At 61.9% G+C, this 19,343-nt stretch carries 13 protein-coding genes; 6 read left to right on the top strand and 7 right to left on the bottom strand.

Annotated elements, in window-relative coordinates; translation table 11 throughout:
• The first annotated feature begins 28 nt into the window (after nt 1-28).
• Nucleotides 29-1,792, top strand: coding sequence for a cation:proton antiporter (locus V3W39_RS09710; RefSeq protein WP_177043652.1), 1,764 nt, complete (start codon nt 29-31; stop codon nt 1,790-1,792).
• A gap of 167 nt (nt 1,793-1,959) precedes the next feature.
• Here the strand turns inward: V3W39_RS09710 and V3W39_RS09705 are convergent, their stop codons facing one another.
• From V3W39_RS09705 to uvrD, 3 genes are all read right to left on the bottom strand, one after another.
• A complete protein-coding gene (locus V3W39_RS09705) occupies nt 1,960-2,367 on the bottom strand; it encodes an SMI1/KNR4 family protein (RefSeq protein WP_003213456.1) in 408 nt (135 codons plus the stop codon).
• 136 nt (nt 2,368-2,503) lie between these two features.
• Nucleotides 2,504-3,376 carry a Tim44 domain-containing protein gene (locus tag V3W39_RS09700; protein WP_177043653.1) on the bottom strand — a complete coding sequence of 291 codons (873 nt, stop codon included), beginning with the start codon at nt 3,374-3,376 and terminating at the stop codon, nt 2,504-2,506.
• A gap of 191 nt (nt 3,377-3,567) precedes the next feature.
• Nucleotides 3,568-5,751, bottom strand: coding sequence for a DNA helicase II (gene uvrD / locus V3W39_RS09695; protein WP_003213452.1), 2,184 nt, complete (start codon nt 5,749-5,751; stop codon nt 3,568-3,570).
• 269 nt (nt 5,752-6,020) lie between these two features.
• On the opposite strand from uvrD, the gene V3W39_RS09690 reads away from it, so the two are divergent.
• Nucleotides 6,021-8,894 (top strand): GGDEF domain-containing phosphodiesterase, encoded by a 2,874-nt coding sequence (locus tag V3W39_RS09690; protein ID WP_177119952.1) that lies wholly within the window; start codon nt 6,021-6,023, stop codon nt 8,892-8,894.
• Nucleotides 8,895-9,055: 161 nt separating this feature from the next.
• Complete coding sequence (gene hexR, locus V3W39_RS09685; RefSeq protein WP_010168370.1) at nt 9,056-9,922, top strand: transcriptional regulator HexR; 867 nt, start codon at nt 9,056-9,058, stop codon at nt 9,920-9,922.
• A 108-nt stretch (nt 9,923-10,030) separates the two neighbouring features.
• Here the strand turns inward: hexR and V3W39_RS09680 are convergent, their stop codons facing one another.
• Nucleotides 10,031-10,210, bottom strand: a complete 180-nt coding sequence (locus V3W39_RS09680; protein ID WP_256348109.1) for a hypothetical protein — start codon at nt 10,208-10,210, stop codon at nt 10,031-10,033.
• Between V3W39_RS09680 and V3W39_RS09675 the strand changes: the two genes are divergently transcribed.
• Nucleotides 10,148-10,345: a PA3496 family putative envelope integrity protein gene (locus tag V3W39_RS09675; RefSeq protein ID WP_084250771.1), complete on the top strand. Its 198-nt coding sequence runs from the start codon at nt 10,148-10,150 to the stop codon at nt 10,343-10,345. The two genes, V3W39_RS09680 and V3W39_RS09675, sit on opposite strands and share 63 nt — an antisense overlap.
• Here the strand turns inward: V3W39_RS09675 and V3W39_RS09670 are convergent.
• Nucleotides 10,275-11,249, bottom strand: a complete 975-nt coding sequence (locus V3W39_RS09670; protein WP_177043656.1) for a LysR family transcriptional regulator — start codon at nt 11,247-11,249, stop codon at nt 10,275-10,277. The two genes, V3W39_RS09675 and V3W39_RS09670, sit on opposite strands and share 71 nt — an antisense overlap.
• A gap of 194 nt (nt 11,250-11,443) precedes the next feature.
• On the opposite strand from V3W39_RS09670, the gene V3W39_RS09665 reads away from it, so the two are divergent.
• Entirely contained in the window at nt 11,444-12,859 is a 1,416-nt protein-coding gene (locus V3W39_RS09665) for an acetyl-CoA carboxylase biotin carboxylase subunit (RefSeq protein ID WP_003213442.1), read from the top strand.
• An 11-nt stretch (nt 12,860-12,870) separates the two neighbouring features.
• Nucleotides 12,871-14,679, top strand: a complete 1,809-nt coding sequence (gene oadA / locus V3W39_RS09660; RefSeq protein WP_177043657.1) for a sodium-extruding oxaloacetate decarboxylase subunit alpha — start codon at nt 12,871-12,873, stop codon at nt 14,677-14,679.
• Between the two features lie 69 nt (nt 14,680-14,748).
• Here the strand turns inward: oadA and V3W39_RS09655 are convergent, their stop codons facing one another.
• Nucleotides 14,749-16,053: an autotransporter outer membrane beta-barrel domain-containing protein gene (locus tag V3W39_RS09655; protein WP_330212545.1), complete on the bottom strand. Its 1,305-nt coding sequence runs from the start codon at nt 16,051-16,053 to the stop codon at nt 14,749-14,751.
• Nucleotides 16,054-16,163: 110 nt separating this feature from the next.
• Nucleotides 16,164-19,136 (bottom strand): autotransporter outer membrane beta-barrel domain-containing protein, encoded by a 2,973-nt coding sequence (locus V3W39_RS09650; RefSeq protein WP_330212544.1) that lies wholly within the window; start codon nt 19,134-19,136, stop codon nt 16,164-16,166.
• Nucleotides 19,137-19,343 lie beyond the last annotated feature (207 nt).

The following is a 19,343-nucleotide window of genomic DNA, read 5'->3' as shown; positions in this document are numbered from 1 at the left end:
GCCAGTACCCCTCAAGGAGCCCCTCGCCATGCACGCCATCAGCTTTATCCAGGACCTGGCCGTGATCATGCTGGTGGCCGGGGTGGTGACGATCCTGTTCCATCGGCTCAAGCAGCCGGTGGTGTTGGGTTATATCGTCGCCGGCTTCATCATTGGCCCGCACACCCCACCGTTTGGCCTGATCCACGACGAAGACACCATCAAGACCCTGGCCGAGCTGGGGGTGATCTTCCTGATGTTCTGCCTGGGCCTGGAGTTCAGCCTGCGCAAGCTGTTCAAAGTCGGCGCCACCGCGTTTATTGCCGCGTTCCTCGAGATCATCCTGATGATCTGGATCGGCTACGAAATCGGGCGCTGGTTCGACTGGAACACCATGGACTCACTGTTCCTCGGCGCGATCCTCGCGATTTCCTCGACCACCATCATCGTCAAGGCACTCAATGACCTGAAGATGAAAAACCAGCGCTTTGCCCAGCTGATTTTCGGTGTGCTGATCGTCGAAGACATCCTTGGCATCGGCATCATCGCCTTGCTGTCGAGCATCGCCGTCAGCGGCACGGTCAGCTCCGGCGAGGTGTTTTCCACCGTCGGCAAGCTCTCGTTGTTCATGATTGTTGCGCTGGTCATCGGGATTTTGCTGGTGCCACGCCTGTTGGAGTACGTGGCCAAGTTCGAAAGCAACGAGATGCTGCTGATCACCGTGCTGGGCCTGTGCTTCGGTTTCTGCCTGCTGGTGGTCAAGCTGGAATACAGCATGGTGCTGGGCGCTTTCCTGATAGGCGCGATCATGGCTGAATCCCGGCAATTACTGAAAATTGAGCGCTTGATCGAACCGGTTCGCGACATGTTCAGTGCGATCTTTTTTGTGGCGATTGGCTTGATGATCGATCCGCAAATCCTCCTGCAATACGCCTGGCCGATTGCGGTGATTACTGTGGCGGTGGTGCTGGGCAAGATGTTGTCCTGCGGCCTTGGGGCGTTTATCGCGGGTAATGATGGCCGTACCTCGCTGCGGGTGGGGATGGGGCTGTCACAGATTGGCGAATTTTCGTTCATCATCGCCGCGCTGGGGATGACGTTGCAGGTTACCAGTGACTTCCTGTATCCGGTGGCGGTGGCTGTGTCGGCGATCACCACGCTGCTCACGCCGTATCTGATTCGTGGCGCAGACCCGCTGTCGCTGAAGATCGCGGCGGTGATGCCCAAGCGTTTGAGCCGGGTGTTCGGGATGTATGGCGAATGGCTGCGCAGCATTCAGCCCCAGGGCGAGGGCGCGATGTTGGCGTCGATGATCCGCAAGATCATTTTGCAGGTGGGTGTGAACCTGGCGCTGGTGGTGGCGATCTTCTTTGCCGGCAGTTTTTTCGCGGCGCGCATTGGCAGTTATCTGGAAGGCTGGGTCAGCGATCCGAGCTGGCAGAAGGCGTTGATCTGGGGTGGGGCGTTGCTGCTGTCGTTGCCGTTCCTGATCGCGGCGTACCGCAAGCTCAAGGCATTGTCGATGCTGCTGGCAGAGATGAGCGTGAAGCCGGAAATGGCCGGGCGCCACACGCAGCGTGTACGACGGGTGATCGCCGAAGTGATCCCGATTCTTTCGCTGCTGGTGATTTTCCTGCTATTGGCAGCCTTGTCGGCCAGTATCCTGCCGACCAACAAGTTGCTGGTGCTGATCGCCGTGGTGACGGCCGCAGTGGCCGCCGTGCTCTGGCGCTGGTTCATCCGCGTGCATACGCGGATGCAGGTCGCCTTGCTGGAGACCCTGGATAACCACAAGGATACCCCGGAGCACTGACCGGTTTTGTGGCGAGCGAGCTTGCTCGCGCTGGGCTGCGAAGCAGCCCCAAAACCTTCACCTCATATCCCGCCAGGAAGAGCGCGTTGCTCTGACAGGGGCTGCTTCGCAGCCCAGCGCGAGCAAGCTCGCTCGCCACAACAAGCACCCTCGGCACACAGTAGGTCTCAGCTTTCCAGCCAGACGTCCCGCGCCCAGTGCCACACCGACTCCCAGGTTTCTTCGGTGACGAGTTCTTCTTCGCCGGACCACAGCACCACAGTGCCGTCTTCTTCGACGCAGTAGTAGTCGTCGCCGTCCTGGCAAATCGGGATCATGCTGCGGTCGACACCGGCATCCCAGGCGTTGGCGGCAACGTCCGGCAGGTAGGTGTGGGACTGTGGGTCGGTGACGGTCACCGGCTCCAGGCTGCCGTAGACCACATCGCTGACGGTCAGCAGAAATTCACGGAAGACGAACGGGATATCGATGAACAGTTGTTCCTCGATTTCCACTAGTTGGTCTTCGTCAGGCAGCTCCAGAGGAACCGGTACCGGTTCGTTGGCTTCACGCAATTGTTCGATAACTTCTTCCACGGCCGGGATCCTCTTGCTAGATGGCGCGGTTTATAGGGGCGTTTTATACAGTAGCTCGCTATAAGTGCAACCGTGAAATAGAAAACCCCGGACAAGTCCGGGGTTTTTGCTACTGCGTATTCAAAGCGAGCAGGGATCAGCCGTTCTGGCGGATACCGGCCACCAGCCAAGGCTGGTTTTCGCCTTGCGGGCGTTCCATGTTCCAGCTTTCGCTGAACACTTCGCCCTGGTCGAAACGCGAGGTCTTCGACACGCCGCTGAAGGTCAGGGTGGCGATGGTCTTGTCGGCGCGGTCGTCCACACCTTCAAGCTGCACTTTCAGGTCTTCGATGTAGGTCGACTGGAAGCCGTCGCCCAGGTCGGCACGTTCGCGCTTGAGGAACTCCAGCAATTGCGGGGTCACGAACTCGGCGATCTTGTCCATTTCGTTGGCGTCCCAGTGCTGCTGCAGGGACTGGAAGTGGCTGCGGGCCGCTTCGACGAAACGCTCTTCGTTGAACCAGGCTGGCGCATTGATCACCGGGCGAGCAGCAGCCGGTGCGGCCGAACCACCAAACATCGAGTTCAGGGCTGGCTTTTGCTCGAACACTTCACGCTGCATCGGCGCGCCGGCTGGAGCCATGTGCTCCTGCTGCTTGCGGCGACGGGCGGCGATAAAGCGGAAGATCAGGAAGGCGATGACCGCCATGATCAGGATGTCGAAGATTTGCATGCCCTGGAAGCCGCCGCCCATGAACATGGAGGCGAGCAGGCCGCCGGCCGCGATACCGGCCAGAGGGCCCAACCAGCGCGAAGCACCGCCAGCCTTGGCAGCAGCGCCTGCGGCACCGGCAGCACCAGCGGTCGCAGCTGCGCCGCCCATGCCGCCGCCGGATGGGGCCATTTGGCTGGTCTGGTGGCTCGGCGCCGAGCCCATGGATTTGCCGCCACCGAAGCGCTTGGCGTTGGCGTCGAGGCTCATCGTCAGGCCGATGCACAACGCCATGGCGATGCTAAGAAAACGTTTCATAAAGGGAATTCCCATTTGTGGATTGCACGCGCGCCATGTTGCACAGGTGTGATGTCAGTGGCTAGCGGCATAGTGTTTCGGGCTTTTGCGTAGGGCCAATACCGAATCGTCTGTAGGACTTGTTACAGATATTGGCCCCACCCCTGCCAAATACAAGGGCGGACCCACATCCTTCATCTTCTACAGTTGTTTCAGATTGCTTCGAGCTTGGCGTAGCCCATCATCAGCCACTTGCTGCCTTCGGCGAAGTTCACCTGCACCCGGGCCTGGGCGCCGGCGCCTTCGAAGTTGAGGATCACGCCTTCGCCGAAGATCGCATGCTTGACCTGCTGGCCAAGGCTGAACGGCGTCTCGGGGATTTCCGAGCCGGCAAACATGCTGCTGGAGTTCTGCTGCTGGCCGCCGCCGAACGGTCGGCTGACGCTGTTGGACAGGCGCACTTCCTGAATCAGGCCTTTGGGCACCTCACGTACGAAGCGCGATACCTTGTTGTAGGTCTCGCTGCCGTACAAGCGTCGGGTTTCGGCGTAGGTCATCACCAGATTCTGCATGGCCCGGGTGATGCCCACATAGGCCAGGCGGCGTTCTTCTTCAAGGCGGCCGGGTTCTTCCAGGCTCATCTTGTGGGGGAACAGGCCTTCTTCCATGCCCACCAGGAACACGTACGGAAATTCCAGGCCCTTGGCGCTGTGCAAGGTCATCAGCTGGATGCTGTCTTCGTGCTCGTCAGCCTGGGTGTCGCCGGCCTCCAGCGAAGCGTGGCCGAGGAATGCCGCCAATGGCGTCAGGTCTTCGTCTTCTTCGGTGTTTTCGAACGCGCGGGCGGCGCTGACCAGTTCCTCAAGGTTTTCTACCCGGGCCTGGCCTTTCTCGCCTTTTTCCGCTTCGTGGTAGGCGATAAGGCCGGACTGCTCGATCACCGTCTGGGTCATCAGGTGCAGGGGCATTTCCATGCACTTGGCCGCCAGGTTCTCGATCAGCTCGACAAACACGCTCAGGGCGCCGGCGGCGCGGCCGGTCAGGCCTTTGTTGGCGATCAGCAGCCGCATCGCTTCCCACATCGACACATCGCTGTGGCGCGCGTGGTCGCGAATGGCTTCGACGGTCTTCTCGCCGATGCCACGGGCCGGGATGTTGATCACCCGCTCCAGCGCCGCATCGTTGCCACGGCCTTCGAGCAAGCGCAGGTAGGCCATGGCGTTCTTGATTTCGGCACGCTCGAAGAAGCGCTGGCCGCCATAGATGCGGTACGGAATGCGTTCGCGCAGCAAGGCTTCTTCCAGCACCCGCGATTGGGCGTTGGAGCGGTAAAGAATCGCGATATCGCTGCGGGCCAGGCCGGTTTTCAGGGCGCTTTCGATGGTTTCCACCACGTAGCGCGCTTCATCGTGCTCGTTGAAGGCGGCGTAGAGGTTGATCGCCTCGCCTTCGCCGCCGTCGGTCCACAGCTCTTTGCCCAGGCGCCCGGTGTTGTTGGCGATCAAGGCGTTGGCGGCCTTGAGGATCCCGGCGGTGGAGCGATAGTTCTGCTCCAGGCGAATGGTTTCGGCGTCCGGGAAGTCGTCGCTGTACTGGTAGATGTTCTCGATTTTCGCGCCGCGCCAGCCGTAGATCGACTGGTCGTCGTCGCCCACCACCATCAGGCTGTCGCCGCCCTTGGCCAGCAGGCGCAACCAGGCGTACTGCACGGCGTTGGTGTCCTGGAATTCGTCCACCAGGATGTGGCGGAAGCGCTTCTGGTAGTGCGCCAGCAAGCCCGGGTTGTCGCGCCACAGGTCGAGGGCGCGCAGCAGCAGTTCGGAGAAGTCGATGACGCCGGCGCGTTGGCAGGCCACTTCATAGGCTTCATAAATGCTGCGCATGGTGGCCAGGAACAGGTCACCGCTGGCCTGGATATGTTGCGGGCGCAGGCCTTCATCTTTCTGGCCATTGATAAACCACTGGGCCTGACGGACCGGCCAGCGTTGTTCATCCAGGCCCAGCTCGCGGATTACCCGCTTGACCAGGCGTTGCTGGTCGTCGCTGTCGAGAATCTGGAAGGTCTGGCTCAGCCCGGCTTCCTGCCAATGGGCCCGCAACAGGCGGTGCGCCAGGCCGTGGAAGGTGCCCACCCACATGCCGGCCGGGCTGATGCCCATCAACTGCTCGATGCGATGACGCATCTCGGCAGCGGCCTTGTTGGTGAAAGTCACCGACAGGATGGAATGCGGTGAGGCGTTCTCGACCTGGATCAACCAGGCGATACGGTGCACCAGCACTCGGGTTTTACCGGAGCCAGCACCGGCCAGGACCAACTGACGGCCAACGGGGGCTGCTACAGCCTGGCGTTGGGCATCGTTGAGGGAGTTCAGCAAAAGGGAGAGATCATCGCGCATCGGCGCATTCTAGGGTGCCCGGGGGAGTCGGGCAAATCCCAATGCCGGATGGTCGATGGAAAACTTCACCGGTCTGTTTTTGATAAGTGCCTGGTGATGACCGGTCGGTCATTGGCCACAGCCCGCGCCCCGTCTCACTCAAACCGTCTGGGACCAAGGTTTGCGGCCAATTATTGCGATATTTTAATGACGTAGAGCAGTTTGGCCCCGGCGTTTGCTTGTGTATGCTCCGTGCACGTTTCGGGCTCACCATTATAAGAACACTGCCTATGACCCTTAGCATTGACCTGGCTGGCCCCTCGGTGGCGCCGGCGCAGGTTATCCGCAAACACTACGCCATGGAGATGGCGGTCGAGCGCACGCGCCTGCTTTACCAAGGCTCCCTGCTGCCTACCTTATTAATGCTGGTGAATGGACTGGTCTGCGCCTGGTTGCTCTGGAGCCCGCAGCGCTACCTGCTGGACAGCATTTGGCTGGTGTGGCTGCTGGCGCTGGTGGCCCTGCGGGTGATTCAGGTGGCGGCGTTCGATTCCGCGATGCCCAGCCGCCAGGCGCAGCCGATCTGGCGGCGGATGTTCATGCTGGGGTCCGCGGTCAGTGGCCTGACATTGGCCAGCGCCGCCATCGCCCTGGTCCCGGTGGACAGTTTCGCGCAACAAGCCTGGGTGTTCGGCCTGCTGGGTGCGGCGACCTTGTCCGCCAGCGTTGCCTACGCCGTCAGCCTGCCGGCGTTCCTGTCGTTTGCCGTGCCGTGCCTGGTGCCGGCGATTATCTATCTGTTCTGGAGCGGCGATCCGCAGCAGCAGGGCTGGGGCTGTTTGGGCCTGATCCTGCTGGCGTCCCTGAGCCTGGTGGCGTGGCAGGTCAATCGCCTGATTCAGCGCGGGCTGCTGCGGCGTTTTCAGAACCAGGCGTTGATCGAGCATTTGCAGCAAGCGCAGCACCGTAGCGAGCAGCTCAATCAGGAACTGGTGCGCGAAGTGGAGCAGCGGCGCCAGGTTGAACAAGAGTTGCGCGAGGCACAGACCGGCCTGCAGCAGCGCGTCGATCAGCGCAGCCAGGAGCTGGACGCGGCGAGCCTGGCCCTGAGCAAAAGCGAGGCGCGCCTGGCGATGGCGTTGCAGGCCAGCGAACTGGGCCTGTGGGACTGGAACCTGCAAACCGACGAGGTCCACCACACCCAGCTCAAGGAGCTGTTCGGCCTGGAGCCGGAATACGTCACGGCGATGCTCAGCCATCTCAAACCAAGGCTGCACCCGGACGACTTGCCACTGCTCAAGCGTGCGCTGGTGGAGCACCTTAAAGGCCGCAGCGAGGACTACCTGGTGGAATACCGGGTGCGCCATGGCGCCGGCCATTGGGTGTGGATCCAGGACCGTGGCCGCGCCGTGGAGCGCTCGCCGAGCGGGCGTGTGACGCGGATGCTGGGCACCCGGCGCGACATCAGCGCCGGCAAGGCTCTGGAGGAGGAGCAGCGCCTGGCGTCGACGGTATTCGAGGCGGCCAGCGAAGGCATTGTGATTCTCGACCCGAACTACGTGCTGATCGCCGTCAACCAGGCGTTCAGCCGCGTCACCGGCTTCGACATTGACGACATGATCGGCCGCAATGTCGTCGAGCTGCCCAGCAGCCGCGACGCACGTCGCCACTTCCCGGTGATCCGCCAGGCGCTGCTCAGCCACGGCACCTGGCAGGGTGAGCTGGTGGAAACCCGCAAGAACGGCGAACTCTACCCGCAATGGCTGCAATTGAATGTGGTGCGTGATGTTCGAGGAAACGTCAGCCATATCGTGGGCTTCTTCGCCGATCTTTCTGCGCGGCGCGAATCCGAGGAGCGCATGCGCTACCTCACTCACTATGACGAATTGACCGGGCTGGCCAACCGTTCGCTGTTCCGCGAGCGGCTGCGCGAAGCCCACCAGCGGGTGCGCCAGGGCGGCCGCAGCCTGGCCTTGCTGCATATCAACCTGGACCGTTTCAAGCTGCTCAACGACAGCCTCGGCCATGAAGTGGCCGACCAGCTGTTGCAGAAAATGGCCCGCCGCTTGATCAACGCCTTGCCTGAGGCCGACACCATCGCACGCCTTTCCGGCGATGAATTCGCCGTGTTGTTCGACGCCTACGGCAACCTGTCGAGCCTGGCGCGGGTGGCCACACGGTTGCTGGCCAAGTTGCGGGTGCCGGTGACGGTGGAAGGGCACGAGCTGGTGGTCAGCGCCTCAATGGGCGTCAGCCTGTTGCCTGACAATGCGCGGGAAATCTCCGCGTTGGTCAGCCAGTCGAACATGGCCATGCAGCACGCCAAGCATCTGGGCGGCAACAATTTCCAGTTCTACACCGACAGTCTGCAAGCCAGCACCCTGGAGCGTTTGCAGTTGGAAAACCAGCTGCGCAAGGCGATTGATGAGCGTCAACTCACGGTGTTCTACCAACCGAAGTTGTGCCTGGCCAGCGGCAAGTTGAATGCCGCCGAGGCGTTGATTCGCTGGGAGCATCCCCAATGGGGCATGGTGCCGCCCGGCGATTTTATCGGGCTGGCCGAAGAGACCGGCCTGATCGTGCCACTGGGGGAGTTCGTGTTGCGTCAGGCCTGCTGGCAGGCCTGTGAGTGGCAGCGCCAGGGGCTGGCGCCGATCCGTGTGTCGGTCAACCTGTCGGTGCATCAGTTGCGCCAAGGCAAGCTGGTCAGCCTGGTGCGCCAGGTGCTGGAAGAAACCGGGCTGGATCCGCAGTACCTGGAGCTGGAGCTGACCGAAAGCCAACTGCTCGACAGTGTCGAGCACATCATCTTGACCTTCCAGCAACTGCGCGACCTGGGCGTGAAGCTGGCGATCGATGATTTCGGCACCGGCTACTCGTCCCTCAGCTACCTCAAGCGTATCCCCGTGGACTACGTGAAGATCGACCAGACCTTCATCCGGGGCCTGGGCCAGGGGCGGGAAGACGCTTCGATCACCCGCGCCATCATCGCCATGGCCCACGGCTTGTCGCTGAAGGTAGTGGCCGAGGGCGTGGAAGATCAGCAGCAGCTGGATTTCCTGCGGGCTGAGCAATGCGACGAGGTGCAGGGCTATTTGATCAGTCGGCCGATGGAAGCAGACGGCCTGGCGGATTTGTTACGAAAAAATGCCGATTTTCTGTAGTTGAGCCCAAGCCGCGCGCGGGGCTACATCAAGCCTGCCCGCTGAATCAGCGGGCAGCAGCGCGATTTAGTGATGCATCGAGCGGGCAAATCGGTAATTCTTGTAGTATAACTACAAGCTTGCTACATCCCTGGCTCCGCCCATAACAAGAGTCCTGCCCTTTGAACCTGTTGCAACATATCGCCCAGTCGCGCCACCTGTTACGCAAATCGGAACTCAAGGTTGCCGATCACGTGCTGCTTGACCCTGCGGCTGTGATGCACAGTTCCATGGCCGACCTGGCCCACAGCGTGGGTATCAGTGAGCCGACCATCGTGCGTTTCTGCCGCGCCATCGGTTGCTCCGGTTTCCAGGACTTGAAGCTCAAGCTGGCCCAGAGCCTGGCCGCCGGTGCGAGCTTTGGCCAGTTCGCGATTCACGAAGACGATTCCGTCGCCGACTACAGCCTGAAAATCTTCGACACCACCCTGCACACCCTGATGGAAGTGCGGGAAAAGCTCGACCCGGTGGAACTGCAAAAAGCCGTGACCGCCATGTCCCAGGCCCAGCGCGTGGAGTTCTACGGCTTTGGCGCGTCCGGCGCAGTGGCGGCGGATGCCCAGCACAAGTTCTTCCGGTTGCTGCTGACGGCGGCGGCCTACAGCGACCCGCACATGCAGGCGATGTCGGCGGTGACGTTGAAGCCTACCGACGTGGCGATCTGCATTTCCCAGTCCGGCCGTTCCAAGGATCTGCTGATCACCGCCAACCTGGTGCGTGAAAGCGGTGCGACCCTGATTACCCTGTGCCCGAGCCAGACACCGTTGGCGGAGCTTTCCACCGTCAACCTGGCGATCGACGTGCACGAAGACACCGAAATCTACACGCCGCTGACCTCGCGTATCGCCCACCTGGTGGTGATCGACGTGTTGGCGATGGGCGTGGCCATGGCGCGCGGCCCGAGCCTGGTCAACCACCTCAAGAGCGTGAAGCGCAGCTTGCGCAGCCTTCGGTTGTCGCCCAAATCCGTAAAAGCCCTCGACGACTGACTCAAGGGCATACTCGGTCAAAATGTGGGAGCTGGCTTGCCTGCGATAGCGATCTGTCAGTTGCCATCTTCATTGGCTGATGCACCGTTATCGCAGGCAAGCCAGCTCCTACAGTTGATCGTGTTTGAGCCTCAGAAGATTCATCGTCCTGTCATCCCCGCGCCGCCAAACCGTCATCGCCTGCGCCCATCCTGAACTCCCCGTACTCGCATTGGGAGACTCGAAATGGCTCGGCAATACGAAGAAAGCAACAGCACCGTCAAGACCCGCCGCCAACAGGAAGACCAGCGCCGCATGGCCTTCCGTCGTGCAATTGAAGACCGCTGCGATCAGCGTCAATTGCAACAGAGCATCAGTGACTATCCGGAACTCCATTGGCAGGCGCCCGCAGCTGCCCAGCGAAGCGCTCAGCCAGGGCGCTGATCTGCAGCCGCTCGCTGCGGATAAAGCCCAGGAACGCATGGGCAACCGGTGACAGGCGCTTGGCCTTGGCCTGCACCAGGCACCAACTGCGGTACAGCGGCAGCTCTTCCACCGGCAGCTCCTTGAGCCCGCCGGTGGCCAGTTCCAGGTTGACCGCGTGGCGCGTCAGCAACGCCACGCCCAGCCCGGCGGTCACGCACTCGCGTTGTGCTTCGGCGGAAGACACTTCTACCGTCTGGGTGAAATGCACGCGCTTCTCCTTGAAGTACTCCTCGCACGCCATCCGCGTCCCGGACCCCGGCTCGCGCAGCAGCAGCGTGTAAGGCTCAAGATCCTGCAGGCGCAACGGCCCTTGATGACTCAGCGGGTGGTCGTGGGGCGCCACCGCCACAATCGGGTTATTCAGGAACGGCAGGAATTCCAGGCCCATGTCCTGGGGCACCATGGACATGATCACCAGGTCATCCCGGTTATCCGAGAGCCGGCGAATCACCTGGGCGCGGTTGACCACCGTCAGGTGCAGGTTGACCTCCGGGTGCTGGCGCTTGAAGGCGGCAAACAGGTGCGGCACGAAGTACTTGGCGCTGGACTCCACCGCCAGTTTCAGCTGGCCTTGCAGCGAGCCCTGCATGTCCGAGAGCTGCATGTCGAGGTTTTCCAGGCGCCCGAAGATGTCGCGGCTTGCCCGTTGCAGGGCTTCAGCTGCTTCAGTCATATAGAGCTTTTTGCCGACGTAATCGAACAGCGGCTGGCCCAGCAGCTCTTCCAGCTGCTTGATTTGTAGGCTAACGGCCGGTTGCGTGAGTGACATTTCCTCGGCTGCGCGGCTGTAGGAACGCAAATCACAGACTTCATTGAAAATCTGCAACTGACGCAATGTCATACGCATCAATGACTTACGCATTATTCAAGCACTCCCGCCGACCTCTGATGCGACGACTATAAGTCTTTGCTTATACACAACCCAATTATTATTGATTTTTGTTAATCCCTGCAGGGGCATAGTGTGTGTCACGCGACTGCCATGAAACATTTGGTCACGCGCCGACCCGCCTCCAGGGTCGAAGTAGGTAGCAATCGGCTCAAGGGAATTTCCAAGTGATAAAAAAGATCCTGATCGCCAACCGTGGTGAGATTGCCGTACGTATCGTGCGTGCCTGCGCCGAGATGGGCATTCGTTCGGTCGCGGTCTATTCCGATGCCGATCGCCATGCACTGCATGTAAAGCGCGCAGATGAAGCCCACAGCATCGGTGCCGAGCCGCTGGCCGGTTACCTGAACCCGCGCAAGCTGGTGAACCTGGCGGTGGAAACCGGTTGCGACGCGCTGCACCCCGGCTACGGCTTCCTCTCGGAAAACGCCGAGCTGGCAGATATTTGCGCCGAACGTGGGATCAAGTTTATCGGCCCGTCGGCGGAAGTGATTCGCCGCATGGGCGACAAGACTGAAGCCCGCCGCAGCATGATCAAGGCCGGCGTACCGGTCACCCCTGGCACCGAAGGCAACGTTGCCGACATCGCCGAAGCCCTGACCGAAGGCGACCGTATCGGTTACCCGGTAATGCTCAAGGCCACCTCCGGTGGTGGCGGTCGTGGCATTCGTCGCTGCAATAGCCGTGAAGAACTCGAACAAGCTTTCCCCCGCGTGATCTCCGAAGCCACCAAGGCGTTCGGGTCGGCGGAAGTGTTCCTGGAAAAATGCATCGTCAATCCCAAGCACATCGAGGCGCAGATCCTCGGTGACAGCTTTGGCAACGTGGTGCACCTGTTCGAGCGCGATTGCTCGATCCAGCGCCGCAACCAGAAGCTGATCGAAATCGCCCCGAGCCCCCAGCTGACCCCGGAACAGCGCGCCTATATCGGCGACCTGTCGGTGCGCGCCGCCAAGGCCGTGGGCTACGAGAACGCCGGCACCGTGGAGTTCCTGCTCGCCGAGGGCGAGGTGTACTTCATGGAAATGAACACCCGGGTGCAGGTGGAACACACCATCACCGAGGAAATCACCGGCATCGACATCGTGCGTGAGCAGATCCGCATCGCGTCGGGCCTGCCGCTGTCGGTCAAGCAGGAAGACATTCAACACCGCGGTTTCGCGTTGCAGTTCCGCATCAACGCCGAAGACCCGAAGAACAACTTCCTTCCAAGCTTCGGCAAGATCACCCGTTACTACGCCCCCGGCGGTCCCGGCGTGCGCACCGACACGGCGATCTACACCGGCTACACCATCCCGCCGTTCTATGACTCCATGTGCCTGAAGCTGGTGGTGTGGGCGTTGACCTGGGAAGAAGCCATGGACCGTGGCCTGCGCGCCCTGGACGACATGCGCCTGCAAGGCGTGAAGACCACCGCCGCCTATTACCAGGAAATCCTGCGCAACCCGGAATTCCGCAGCGGCCAGTTCAACACCAGTTTCGTGGAAAGCCACCCTGAGCTGACCAACTACTCGATCAAGCGCAAACCCGAAGAGCTGGCCCTGGCCATCGCCGCCGCCATCGCCGCCCACGCAGGCCTGTGAGGAATATAAGAATGAGCAAGAAGATCTTCGTAACCGACACCATCCTGCGCGACGCCCACCAATCGTTGCTGGCGACCCGCATGCGCACCGACGACATGCTGCCAATCTGCGACAAGCTCGACAAAGTCGGCTACTGGTCCCTGGAAGTCTGGGGCGGCGCGACCTTCGACGCCTGCGTACGCTTCCTGAAAGAAGACCCGTGGGAGCGCCTGCGCAAACTGCGTGCGGCACTGCCTAACACGCGCCTGCAAATGTTGCTGCGTGGCCAGAACCTGTTGGGCTACCGCCACTACAGCGACGACGTGGTCAAAGCCTTCGTTGCCAAGGCTGCCGTCAACGGTATCGACGTGTTCCGCATTTTCGACGCCATGAACGATGTGCGTAACCTGCGGGTGGCCATCGAAGCGGTAAAAGCCGCCGGCAAACATGCACAGGGCACCATCGCCTACACCACCAGCCCGGTGCACACCGTCGAGGCGTTCGTGGCCCAGGCCAAGCAGCTGGAATCCATGGGTTGCGACTCGATCGCGATCAAGGACATGGCCGGCTTGCTGACCCCGTACGCCACTGGCGAACTGGTCAAGGCGCTGAAGGCCGAGCAAAGCCTGCCGATCTTCATCCACTCCCATGACACCGCCGGTTTGGCTGCGATGTGCCAGCTCAAGGCTATCGAAAACGGTGCCGACCATATCGACACCGCCATCTCCAGCTTCGCCTGGGGCACCAGCCACCCGGGCACCGAGTCGATGGTCGCGGCCCTCAAAGGCAGCGAATTCGACACCGGCCTCAGCCTGGAACTGCTGCAGGAAATCGGCCTGTACTTCTACGCCGTGCGCAAGAAGTACCACCAGTTCGAAAGTGAATTCACCGCCGTCGATACCCGTGTGCAAGTCAACCAGGTACCGGGCGGGATGATTTCCAACCTGGCCAACCAGTTGAAAGAGCAGGGCGCGCTGAACCGCATGAGCGAAGTGCTGGCGGAAATTCCCCGGGTGCGTGAAGACCTCGGCTTCCCGCCACTGGTCACCCCGACCTCGCAGATCGTCGGCACCCAGGCGTTTTTCAACGTACTGGCCGGTGAGCGCTACAAGACCATCACCAACGAAGTGAAGCTGTACCTGCAAGGCGGCTACGGCAAGGCGCCGGGCACCGTGAATGAAAAACTGCGGCGCCAGGCCATCGGCAGCGAAGAGGTGATCGACGTTCGCCCGGCCGACCTGCTGAAGCCGGAAATGACCAAGCTGCGCGGCGAAATCGGTGCGTTGGCCAAGTCCGAAGAAGACGTGCTGACCTACGCGATGTTCCCGGACATCGGGCGCAAGTTCCTCGAAGAGCGCGACGCCGGCACCTTGAACCCTGAAGTGCTGTTGCCGATTCCTGAAGCCGGCGGCGTGGCCCGTGCCGGTGGTGAAGGCGTGCCGACCGAGTTCGTGATCGACGTGCACGGCGAGAGCTACCGCGTGGACATCACCGGGGTTGGCGTCAAGGCTGAAGGCAAGCGCCACTTCTACCTGTCCATCGACGGCATGCCGGAAGAAGTGGTGTTCGAACCGCTCAACGAGTTCGTCAGCAGTGGCGGCAGCAAGCGCAAGCACGCTACCGCGCCAGGCCATGTCAGCACCGCGATGCCGGGCAATATCGTCGACGTGCTGGTCAAGGAAGGCGACGTGGTCAAAGCCGGCCAGGCCGTGCTGATCACTGAAGCGATGAAGATGGAGACCGAAGTGCAGGCGGCCATCGCCGGCAAGGTCACCGCCGTTCACGTGGCCAAGGGCGACCGGGTCAACCCGGGTGAAATCCTGATTGAAATCGAAGGCTGAACAACAGCCTTCGTGACTACCGCTTAAACCTCGGGGGGGCATGTGCCCCCTTTTTTTTCGCCTGCAGAATCAGAACGCCAGGGTCCATTGGCCGGTCAGGCCCTGGTTGCGACTGCTGCTGGCGAACTCTGCGGTGTAGGCCAGGCCCACGGTGTGTCGTTTCGACAGCGCCAGGTCGAGCCCGGTGTGAATGGCCACGCTGTCCCGGTCCAGGGAGGCGCCCTCAATCGTGAAGTTGCTGTTGAAGCCAGGCCTTTTTACCCAGGCGGAGGATTGGCGAACGCGGCTGCCCACATCGCCGTAGAGGTGTTTCCAGCTCGTGCTCAAGTGGGGTTTGAGGACCATTTGACCGTCCAGGGTGTAGGCGCTGGCCAGGCGAACGCCGAAGGTGCTGCTGAGATTTTGCTGGGTCTGTTTGTCGACGTTCAGGGCGTTGATGCCGCCTTTTTCCTGGTAACGGCCGCGGTGATAACGCTGGTAGCCCAGACCGCCGAAGGGTTCGGCACTGAAGCCGTCGGTGCCCAGTTGGTAGCCCAGCTCGGCGAAGGTATTCTGGCTTTGGGCGCTGTACTTGCCACTGAGTTGTTCCCGGTAATCCACCAGATTGAAGTCGACGCTGCGCTTGTTCTCGCCGGTGTGGCTGCTATGGATTGCTCCCAGGCGCAGCGCCAGAGGCCCGTCCTGACGTACTGCGTAACCGCCCAGGTGCCAGCTGTCCAGCGTGCCGTTGAAGCGGTTGGCACTCAGGTCGCTGGCGGATTTGGCGCCCAGCACGCCGACGCGCCAGGCGTGGTCCACCGCCCAGTCGGTGCCCAGCACCAGGCCCTGGGTGTGTTGCCGCAAGCCGAGGCCGCCGTGCTGCCCGTAGAGCTTGCCGCTGTTTTCCAGGCCCTGTAGCCAGACGCGTGGGGCATCGCCGGTGTTGTGTGTGTCACTCAACTGACGCATCGCTGAAAGCAGGCTGTTGTTCAGGGCTTTCTGGCTGTTCTGGGTGGCGGCAGCCAGGTTGGCATTCTGGCTGCCTGCCAGTTGCTCAAGGAACGCACCCAGGCGCCCGGGCTGCAAGTTGCCCAGCTCCCGGGCAAAATTTTCAACTTCGTACTCTTCCCACTCGTTCAGCTCGCCTGATGCCAGCAGCGTATCCAGGGCGTGATCCAGCACACGGGCGATGCTTTGGCCATTGTGGGCGGTAGCGTGGTCGGCGAAGTGAAAGTCATGGCTGGGCTCCGGATGAGCAGGGTAGCCGCCGACGGGTGTAGGGGTTATCCACTCACTGTCGGGCTCGATATCCCCGCGTGCCAAGGCGTGTTGGACGCTGGCAAGACCCAGGGTGAGGGTGATGGCGAACGCGATTTTTTTCTTTATGAACGGCATGTAGACCCGACCTCTTGATGGATGAGGCCGGGAATTTAGCGAGGTGACGGGCAGATAAATGTCAGGCTGCCGACCCGTCGCGTGCGGGAGAAGTCTCTAGTGGGCGACGATTAAAAACTCATCTGCCATTGCCCGATCAGCCCGTGATTGCGGCTGTTACTGCCTATTTCTCCGGTGTAGCCCACACCTAAGGTATGGCGGGCCGACAGGCCTACGTCCAGGCCGGCCTCTAGCAGCAGGCTGTCGCGGTCCAGGGCGCTGCCTTCGACATTGAACGCGGTGCCGCCCATCAGGAAGGCCTGGCGCGTGCTGCTGTCGACATCGCCGTAGGTGTGTTTCCAGCCGGCGCTGACCCGTGGCGTGAGGCTGATGCCATTGTCCAGTTGGCTCAGGTGCGCCAGGCGCAGGCCGAAGGTACTGCTGAAATTATCCTGGGTTTGCCCGTCGACATGCAGGGCCGCGGCACCGCCTTTTTCGTTGTAGCTGTCGCGGTGGTAGCGCTGGTAGCCGAGGTTGGCGAACGGTTCGGCACTCAGGCGCCCGCTGCCCATGGCGTAACCCAGTTCGGCGAAGGCTTGCTGGCTGTTGGCGTCGTAGTCACCTTTGGGCCGGTCGCTGAAACCGTCGAAGGCTACGGTGCGTTTGCTGTCGCCCTGATGCCCGCTGTAGGCGGCGCCCAGGCGCAAGGCCAGCGAGCCGCTCTGGCGCATGGCGTAGACGCCGGCGTGCCAGCTGTCGACGCTGCCGTCGACGCCCGTGGTGTCCAGGTCGGTCTTGGAGTAACCGCCCAGCACACCTACGCGCCAGTCCGAATCGATTGCCCAGTCGGCACCCAGCACGCTGCCTTTGGTGCGTTGGGTCAGGCCGTTGCTGCCGTGGTCGCCGTCGAGCTTGCCGTAGCTGCCGATGCCTTGCAGCCACAGGCGGCCCCGGGCATTGGGGTCATTGAGGTTGCGCGCCTCGGCGGGTACGCCGGTGGCGGCCAATACCGGCGTGTCTTTTTGATCGAAGCCCACCAGCAATCCTGCGCCTCCACCCAGTTGATGCATGGCGCTCAGCATGCTGTTGCCCACCTGGGCGCTGGCGCCAAGGGTGGCGCTGGTCAGGTTGGCGGTGCTGCTGCCCGCCAGTTGTTCGATGGCGGCACCGGCGCTGCTGTTGGTGGTGTTGAGCAGGGCGTTATACAGCGCGTTGTTCTTGCCCAGGCTCGCCAGGGCGTCGGCGGCGCTGGTGCTGTTGCCGGTGTTGGCGAATTGATTGAAGGCCACATCGTTGCGGGTATAGGTCAGGCCGACCTGGGTGGGGCTGTAATCCAGGGTCGGCGTGAGGAAGGCATAGTCGCTGGTGACCTTGCCGAACGTGCCATTGATACTGCCGGCTTGCAGCACCGTGTAGTGGCTCTGCCACGGGTAGGTGCCGCTGCCGGGATTGATCGCCAGGGTCGCGCCATTCAGGTAGGCGGTGCCACCGACCTGCACCGGGGCGCTGCTGCCGTCGGCGTTCACGCCATAGGCCAGGGTCGAGCCGCCGGTCATGGTCAGGTCGCGGGTGATGCTGGCGGTGCCGAGTGCGGTATTGGTCTGCAAGGTGCCTTTGACCAACAGGCTGCCGACGCTGCCGCCACCGGCATAAATACCGCCTTCATCGACGGTCAGGTTGCCGGCGATCCCGCCCTGGTTGATCAGCTTGGCGCCGCTGAAAATCTCGCCGCCGTCGCTGAAATCGCCGCTGCCGGTGAGGGTCCAGGTGCCTTGCTTGACGTCCAGCCATTCGAAGTTGCGGCTGTCGCCAAAACTGCCGCCGGCGGCGTCGTCCATGGTCAGGCGGTCGTAGCCCGTGCCGCCGTCCACCACGCCGACGAAGCGGCTGCCACGGAGCAGGGTCAGCGTGTCATCGCCGCCGCCCAGATCCAGGGCCAGGCCGTTGCTGCCGCTGATGGTGCCTGCGTTGACCACCGCGTCGGCAAACTCGCCGACGAACTTCACGCCGAAGCCGTTCAGGCCCTGGATGGTGCCATGGTTGATCAGGGTGGTGGCTGCCAGTCCCGGGCCGTCGCTGCCGTCGTCCACCAGGATCGCGTTGTTGGCACCGCTTACCAATGCACCGACGCCGTTGAACACGTAGCCACCGCCGAGGGCGATGCCTTCGCTGCCGTTGGCAAAGCCGTTCTTGTCCACGCCGCCGGCGCCCACGCCCTGGATGATGCCGTAGTTTTCGATGTGGGCGATTTTGTCGATGTCCACGCCATCGCCGTCGCCATCGGGTTGCAGCCCGGAATAGGCGCCGGTGATGGTGCCGTGGTTGATCACCGTGCCGTCGCCGTCAGAACCAAAGCCCGAGCCGTTGCGGCCGATCACCGTGCCGTAGTTGGTCAGCGTGGCGCCCAGGTCGGTGGTGATGCCGTGGCGCCCGCCGGAAATCAGGCCGTAGTTGGTCACCGTCACGCCGGTGGCGGAGTCGATGTCGACGCCGTCGAACTTGTCGTCCCGGGAGAAGGTGTCGCCGGTGGAAATCTCACCGTAGTTAGTGATGGTGGCGTTGGCGCCGGTCTTCATGCCGTCGCTGGCGTCGCCGCGAATCAACCCGCCCAGGCGGTTGATGATGGTGGTCGTGACATTGGGGCTGCGGATCGCATCCAGGTCCAGCCCTTGGCCGGTGGCGGAGCGAATGGTGCCGCTGTTGTCGATCAACAGGCTGCCGCTGGCGAAATTGCTGTCGATGCGCAGCGCGTCGTTGGCGCCCTGGATCACGCCGCCGGCGCGGTTGTAGATGCTGTAGTTGCGAGCGGCGGTGAGGTCGCCGTTGCTGTCGATGGCGCGGCCGCCGGTGGAGATGATGCTGCCGGAGTTGTCGATCACTACGCCATTGCCGCTGGTGCTGCCAGCCAAGGTGACGGCCACTTTATTGGTGGTGACGCTACCGGGTGCCGAGATCGTCAGCGAGTCACTGCCGCCCAGGGTGAGCGCGGTGGTGGTCGGGGTGTCGATCTGCAATGTCTTGGGTGGAGCGGGTGCTGCGTCAGCCAAACTGCTGCCCACCAGCAGGCCGAGGGTGAGTGCGAGGCGCTGGGGTGACGGAGGCATGGCGGACGTCCTTGTTTTTAGAAAAGAGTCGACCTGTATAGCGGAGGTTTTTTACAGAATGATGGCGGGGAGCAAAACGGGAGTAGATTTGCATTTTATTGCGTTGTAGGGCCCTGACTTCATCAGGATATGCATTTTAATGCATAAATATAATCTGCGACAAAGCGGTTTATGCACTATATTGCATTTTTGAGTGACCCAATTCCC

Source organism: Pseudomonas sp. Z18(2022) (assembly GCF_036346535.1).
Taxonomy (GTDB): Bacteria; Pseudomonadota; Gammaproteobacteria; order Pseudomonadales; family Pseudomonadaceae; genus Aquipseudomonas; species Aquipseudomonas yamanorum_A.
Note: the sequence above shows the minus strand (reverse complement) of the source record. Positions and strands in the feature narration are given on the sequence as shown.